Annotated in this window: 6 protein-coding genes; 5 read left to right on the forward strand and 1 reads right to left on the reverse strand. The window is 69.9% G+C overall.

Annotated elements, in window-relative coordinates:
• Positions 1-119: 119 nt before the first annotated feature.
• The 4 genes from ACIBB8_RS12575 to ACIBB8_RS12590 all read left to right on the forward strand — a co-directional run bounded on the left by ACIBB8_RS12575 (position 120) and on the right by ACIBB8_RS12590 (position 4,332).
• Entirely contained in the window at positions 120-980 is an 861-nt protein-coding gene (locus ACIBB8_RS12575) for an SDR family oxidoreductase (protein ID WP_398951188.1), read from the forward strand.
• Between the two features lie 176 nt (positions 981-1,156).
• A complete protein-coding gene (gene rarD, locus ACIBB8_RS12580) occupies positions 1,157-2,137 on the forward strand; it encodes an EamA family transporter RarD (RefSeq protein ID WP_398951190.1) in 981 nt (326 codons plus the stop codon).
• Positions 2,138-2,250: 113 nt separating this feature from the next.
• The gene (locus tag ACIBB8_RS12585) at positions 2,251-3,810 is read left to right on the forward strand and encodes an FAD-dependent monooxygenase (protein WP_398951192.1); all 1,560 of its coding nucleotides are present in this window, start codon (positions 2,251-2,253) and stop codon (positions 3,808-3,810) included.
• Positions 3,811-4,119: 309 nt separating this feature from the next.
• On the forward strand, positions 4,120-4,332 hold the full coding sequence (locus ACIBB8_RS12590) for a hypothetical protein (protein ID WP_398951194.1): 213 nt from the start codon (positions 4,120-4,122) through the stop codon (positions 4,330-4,332).
• Here ACIBB8_RS12590 and ACIBB8_RS12595 read toward each other — a convergent pair.
• Complete coding sequence (locus tag ACIBB8_RS12595) at positions 4,294-5,118, reverse strand: SAM-dependent methyltransferase (protein ID WP_398951196.1); 825 nt, start codon at positions 5,116-5,118, stop codon at positions 4,294-4,296. The two genes, ACIBB8_RS12590 and ACIBB8_RS12595, sit on opposite strands and share 39 nt — an antisense overlap.
• Positions 5,119-5,663: 545 nt before the next feature.
• Here ACIBB8_RS12595 and ACIBB8_RS12600 point away from each other — a divergent pair.
• Positions 5,664-6,470 carry an HAD family hydrolase gene (locus tag ACIBB8_RS12600; RefSeq protein WP_398951198.1) on the forward strand — a complete coding sequence of 269 codons (807 nt, stop codon included), beginning with the start codon at positions 5,664-5,666 and terminating at the stop codon, positions 6,468-6,470.
• The last annotated feature ends 177 nt before the right edge of the window (positions 6,471-6,647 follow it).

Below are 6,647 nucleotides of genomic sequence, written 5' to 3' on the forward strand. Positions count from 1 at the left end.
TACGCTCACACCAGTACCTTACTTGAAAGTTGGTACTTTCTTGCAGTTAGTGCATCCCCTAAGGTGAGTGACAGAAGGCACGAACAAGGACCAGAGCACCCAAAGAGGAGAAACCCCCCATGAGCATCGTCGTCACCGGAGCCACCGGAGAGCTCGGCAGTCTCGTCATCGACCGGCTGCTGGAGACCGTGCCCGCGAGCGAGATCGCCGCCGTGGTCCGCAACAAGAAGAAGGCCGCCGACCTCGCCGCCCGCGGCGTCGAGCTCCGGGTCGCCGACTACGACCGCCCGGAGACCCTCACCGGCGCCTTCAGGGCCGGGGACCGCGTCCTGCTCATCTCCGGCAGCGAGGTGGGCAAGCGCGTGCCGCAGCACACGGCGGTCATCGACGCGGCGAAGGCGGCCGGCGTCGCGCAGCTCGCGTACACCGGGGTGCTGGGCGGCCCGGACGCCGACTTCCAGCTGGCCGCCGAACACAAAGTCACCGAGCAGCTGATCCTCGACTCCGGCCTGCCGTACACCTTCCTGCGCAACGGCTGGTACACGGAGAACTACACGGCGAACCTCGCCCCGGTCCTGGAGCACGGCGCCGTCGTCTCCAACGCGGGCGACGGCCGGGTCGCCTCCGCCGCTCGCGCCGATTACGCCGCCGCCGCGGCCGCCGCCCTGACCGGCGAGGACCACCTCGGCAAGGCCTACGAGCTGAGCGGCGACGCCGCCTGGTCGTTCGCCGAGTACGCGGCCGAGGTGTCGAAGGCCACCGGCAAGGAGATCGCCTACACGAACGTCCCGGCCGCCGTGCACCAGGAGATCCTGGTCGGCGCCGGTCTGCCCGAGGGCTTCGCCGCGATCCTCGTCGACGCCGACGAGGCGATCGCGCGCGGCCTGCTCGCCGGTACGAGCGGCGACCTGGCCCGTCTGATCGGCCGCCCGACGACGCCGATGGCCGAGACGGTGGCCGCCGCGGTCGCCGCCGGCTGAGAGCCTGTCGGGCGACCTCTGATCGGGCGTCACCCGACAGGCTCTGAACCCTCCCTCCGGACCGGACGGGCCCGGTGTCATGACCGTATTGCGATACGGCTATGACACCGGGCCCTCTCGGCGCTACCGTCGTGCAGTCGACGGAGCAGTTGACGCGAGGGATGCCAGGAGGGCCCGTGAAGGGGACACATGAACAGCGGGCGGGCTTGCTGTCCGGCATCGGCGCCTACGGTCTGTGGGGAATCGTCCCGCTCTTCTGGCCGCTGCTGAAGCCGTCCGGCGCCATCGAGATCCTGGCCCACCGCATGGTCTGGTCGCTCGCCGTCGTCGGCGTCGCGCTGCTCGCGCTGCGCCGCTGGGCGTGGATCGGCGAGCTGATACGCCGGCCGAAGAAGCTGGGGCTGATCACGGTCGCCGCGGCCGTGATCACCGTCAACTGGGGTCTGTACATCTGGGCCGTGAACAACGGTCACGTCGTCGAGGCGTCGCTCGGCTACTTCATCAACCCCCTGGTCACCATCGCCATGGGCGTCCTGCTCCTCGGTGAGCGGCTGCGCCCCGTGCAGTGGGTGGCGGTCGGCACGGGCGTCGCGGCGGTGCTCGTGCTGGCGATCGGTTACGGACGTCCGCCGTGGATCTCGTTGACACTGGCGTTCTCCTTCGCGACCTACGGCCTGGTGAAGAAGAAGGTCAACATGGGCGGCCTGGAGTCGCTCGCCGCCGAGACAGCGGTGCTGTTCGTGCCCGCGCTCGGCTATCTGCTGTGGCTGGGTGCGCAGGGCGACGCGACGTTCACCTCCGGGGGCGCCGGCCATGCGGCCCTGCTCGCCGCGACGGGTGTCGTGACGGCCACGCCGCTGGTCCTCTTCGGTGCGGCGGCGATCCGCGTCCCCCTCTCGACGCTGGGCCTGCTCCAGTACCTGGCGCCGGTCTTCCAGTTCATCCTCGGCATCCTCTACTTCCACGAGGCGATGCCCCTTGAGCGGTGGACCGGGTTCGCGCTGGTGTGGCTGGCGCTCACGCTGCTGACGTGGGACGCGTTCCGGACGGCGCGGCGCACGAGGGCGCAGGCCGCACGGTTCGCGGCGACGGAGCCGGAAGAGACGTCTGTGGCGACCGGCGCGGACTCCTCCTCGTACGCGGCCCGGGAGCAGTGATCAGCGACGACGACGCCCGCGAGACAGCGGACACGCATCGATCTTGACTTAGTTGCTTTTTTAACTCGGTTACGTTTACGTGGAGGCAGTGGAACCGTACCCGAGGAGCAGGCATGACCGATGTACTGATCGTGGGAGCCGGACCGACCGGACTGACCCTGGCATGCGATCTCGCCCGGCGCGACATCGCGGTGCGGATCGTCGACAAGTCCCCTGATTTCCCGCGCAGTTCGCGGGCGAAGGGCCCCAATCCCCGCTCCCTCGAGGTACTTGAGGATCTCGGCGTGGTCGACGAGGTCCTGGCAGCGGGCTCGGCGCCGCTGCCGATGCGCAAGTACCGGAACGGACTGCCGATCGCCGACGCCGACCCCTTCGAGGAGTCGAGGCCGACGCCGGACGCCCCGTACGACCGCTCGTGGCTCATCGCCCAGTGGCGGCTGGAGGAGATCCTGCGGGCCCGGCTCGCGGAGTACGGGGTACGTGTCGAACTGGGCGCCGAGGTAACGGGGCTGGTGGAGGCGGACGGTTCGGTGACCGTCACCTTCGCGGACGGCAGCGAGGCCCGGACGGCCTACGTGGTGGGCTGCGACGGCGGCCACAGTGCGGTGCGCAAGCTGCTCGGAGTGCCGTTCGAGGGGCGGACGACGCAGGAACAGATGATGGTCTGCGGCGACGTCGAGGTGGAGGGTCTCGACCGCGGGATCTGGCACCAGTGGTTCGACGAGGACGGCGCCGTGATGCTGTGCCCGATCCCTGGCACCCGGTCGGGCTGGTGGTTCCAGGCCGGACCCGAGACGGACACCGCCGGGGCCCCCGTACCACCCTCGCAGGAAAGCTTCCGACGGCTCTTCGCCAAGCATTCCGGCCTCCCCGGCACCCGCCTGTCGAACGCCACCCTGCTGTCGACGTACCGGGTCAACGAGCGCCTGGCGGGCCGCTACCGGGTCGGCCGCGTCCTCCTCGCGGGCGACGCCGCGCATGTGCACGCCATCGCGGGCGGGCTGGGCATGAACACCGGTATCCAGGACGCGTTCAACCTGGGCTGGAAGCTCGCCTTCGTGGTGACCGGACGGGCGGGTACGGGCCTGCTCGACACGTACGAGGAGGAGCGGCTGCCCGTCGCGGCCCGGACCCTCGACCTCACTTCCGACCGGCTGCGGGCGACCCTGGAGGCGATCAAGAAGCCGGGCGGCGGACTGGACGCGGCGACCGCCGCGGAGACCATGGGGCTGGACGGACACTACCGCTGGAGCTCGCTCGCCCGGGACGGCGCGGCCGACGGTTCCGCCGCCCGGCTGCGGGCGGGCGACCGCGCCCCGGACGCCCCGTGTCGCGACGCGGGGACGGGAAGACGGGTCCGCCTGTTCGAGACGTTCGCCGGGCCGCACTTCACGCTGCTGGGCTTCGGTACGGGCGCGGCGGAGGCACTGCGGGAGGTGGCGGCGGAGTACGGCGACGTGGTGCGCGTGCACGCGGTGGACGGCGGTGGCCACGAGGGCCTCATCGACGACGAGGGATACGCCCGCTCGGCGTACGGGATCACCGAGGACGCCCTCGTCCTGGTCCGCCCCGACAACCACGTGGCGCTGATCGCGCGGGCCGTGGACCACGGAGCCGTCGGGGATCACCTGGACCGTACGGCATTGGGGGGATCGCGGCGCGTGTCCCGATGAGTAAGCGCGGTCATACCGTCTGCTTACATTTCTCTGACACCTATGACCCGAACCCGGCTCTTCGAGAGACACTCCCGCACGCTCCTGCGCGTGGCGACCGCCACTGTGGCCGTCTCCGCCGTCATCTGCGCAGCCACACCCACCGCACGCGCCGACGACACCGCACAGACGGCGCACCCTTCCGGACTCGGCCCGGACGGACCCGGGTCCCGTCTCCCGGGCAATCCCGGCAACGGAGACCCGGCTCCGGGCGTCCAGGAAAACGCCCGGCCGACGTCCCTCCGGGCAACACCCCGATGAGCCGGGCCGGTGACAGCTCCCCGCGGCCGGGCTCAGCTCGGCGTGGGGCACGCCCGCTCGGCGTACGGGATCACCGAGGACGCCCTCGTCCTGGTCGGCCCCGACACCTATGTGGGGCCGACCGCGCGGGTCACGGACCACGGGGCCTTCGCGGGCCACCTGGACAGCGCCATCAATGTGCCGCTACGGCTTGCGGCCCACCCCGCCGTAGGCATCGACTGACGTCGCGGTGCCAGACGCACTGCCGGATTCAGGGCGCCACTGCGTGACCTGGGCGATTCCGGGGTCGGCCAGGTCGAGGCCGTCGAAGAATCCGGTGATCTCTTCGATGCTGCGCACGTAGTAGGGGATCGCTCCGCTGGAGTTGTACGCCTCCGACGCTGCGATCATGCCTGCGCTGGTGGAGGTGGAGTCGCTGATGACCAGGTAACTGCCGGACGGCAGGCCTGCCATGAGTTGGGATACGAGAGCTCTGGCCTGGTCGTAATCGGCGACATGGCCAAGAGTATTGAGGATCACGAGGGCAACCGGCTGAGAGAAATCAAGCGTCTTCGCGGCGGCCTTCAAGACGGCCTCGGGCTCATACAGGTTGGCGTCGAGATACGCCGTTTCTCCCTCAGGCGTGGTGGTGAGCAGCGCGCGGGCATGGGCCAGTACCAGCGGATCGTTGTCGACATACACGATCCGCGCATCCGGCGCGACCCGCTGGGCGACCTCGTGGGTGTTGTCGGCCGTCGGCAAACCGGTTCCGATGTCCAGGAACTGACGGATGCCCTGCTCCCCTGCCAGATGCTGGACCACGCGCCCGAGGAAGTGACGACTCGTGAGTGCTACGTCGACGAGTCCGGGGAAGATCTCCTTGATATGGTCTCCGAGCTCACGGTCCTTCTCGTAGTTGTCCTTGCCGCCCACGAAGTAGTTCCAGAAGCGCGCGGAGTGCGGCGTACTCGTGTCGATCCGTGCGCGTATCTCCGCGGCGGAATCGAGTCTGGGGTCACGGTCTGACACGGGGGCGCCTCCTGCGGGTCGTTGTTCGGCGATCACTCACCAACCTAGACGTGCCCGCAGCTCTGTGCACATGCTTCCGTCCTTCCCAAGTCCGCGTCATGGCTGGGGCTTTGCCGGATATCACCAGCGCGTTGACTCAGGACTCGCGGTACTTCGATCGCCGGTACATGAAAGCCGTGGAAGCCGCACAGGCACCTGGAAAGAACTTCCAGTCAGCAGCCCGAGAAGCGCTCGACGCCGAAGCCCGATCCGAACCCACTGTGGGCACCGGGCCCGGCCGGGGGTCAGCCGCAGCACCCTGCGCTTCCTCGGCGCGGACGCGCTGCCCTCGTTCCTGTCCGACGCCGGGCTGGTCATCGAGGAGCAGCACGAGGACCGGAGCCGCAGTCCGCTCGCCGCCGCGAGCCCGGAGATCATCACGATCGCTCGCTCTGCGCAGTTCCTGCGCATATGCTCCCGCCGGACTGCCCGCCGCACCCCGAACCCCGACCGTCCGCGCAGGTCAGGGTCGTACGCCCGGAAGCGGATCTCCCTAGGGTTGTGGCATGCCCACCCCACCCATATATGCCCTCGTCGCCACGGACCTGGACGGCACCCTGCTGCGCCGCGACGACACCGTGAGCCCCCGCTCCCATGCCGCGCTCTCCCGGGCCGCCGTGGCGGGGGCCCGGCACATCGTGGTCACCGGACGGCCCGTGCCCGGCATACGGGACCTGCTCGCACGGCTGGAGTACCGGGGTCCGGTGGTCTGCGGGCAGGGCACGCAGCTGTACGACGCCGGGGCCGGGCGGATCATTCGCGCGGCAACCCTGGACCGGGAGCTGGCCGACACCGCGCTCGGCAAGATCGAGGCCCAGGTCGGGCCGGTCTTCGCGGCCGTGGACCAGGACGGAACCGACGGGCGGACGCTGATCGAACCGGGGTACCTGATGCCCCACCCCGCATTGCCCGCCGTACGGGTCGGCCACCGCGAGGAACTGTGGGCGGCGCCGATCATCAAGGTCCTCGTCCGCCACCCCGACCTGACGGACGACGCACTCGCGGACGCGGCCCGCGCGGTTGTCGGCGACCTGGCGACCGTCACCCTGTCCGGCCCCGGCACCGTCGAACTCCAGCCGTACGGCGTCGACAAGGGCAGCGGGCTGGCCCTGGCGGCCGAGACGCTGGGGGTGGATCCGGCGGCCACGATCGCCTTCGGCGACATGCCCAACGACCTGCCGATGTTCCGCCGGTCCGGGCACGGCGTGGCGATGGCCAACGCCCATCCCGAGCTGAAGGCGGCAGCGGACGAGGTGACGCTGACGAACGAGGCGGACGGGGTCGCGGTGGTGCTGGAGCGGCTGTTCGACTGATCCCGGCTGTGCGCATGGTCCCGGCAGCGCCCCGTGGCCCGGGCGGGCCGTTCACAAAGCTCCATGCACATGCATATGGTTCAGAGCCTGTCGGGTGGCCGGTTGATCACGCTGCGATAAGGTCCTCGACGGTCGTGGAGCGAACGGTTTTCCGGCTGTCGTCATGGCTCCAGCGTG

It is taken from the genome of Streptomyces sp. NPDC051286, assembly GCF_044455345.1.
GTDB lineage: Bacteria > Actinomycetota > Actinomycetes > Streptomycetales > Streptomycetaceae > Streptomyces.

Bases quoted from the DNA above. Each gene is read 5' to 3' on its own strand.
- ACIBB8_RS12575 (WP_398951188.1), top strand. From the start codon at position 120: ATGAGCATCGTCGTCACCGGAGCCACCGGAGAGCTCGGCAGTCTCGTC.
- ACIBB8_RS12585 (WP_398951192.1), top strand. From the start codon at position 2,251: ATGACCGATGTACTGATCGTGGGAGCCGGACCGACCGGACTGACCCTG.
- ACIBB8_RS12600 (WP_398951198.1), top strand. From the start codon at position 5,664: ATGCCCACCCCACCCATATATGCCCTCGTCGCCACGGACCTGGACGGC.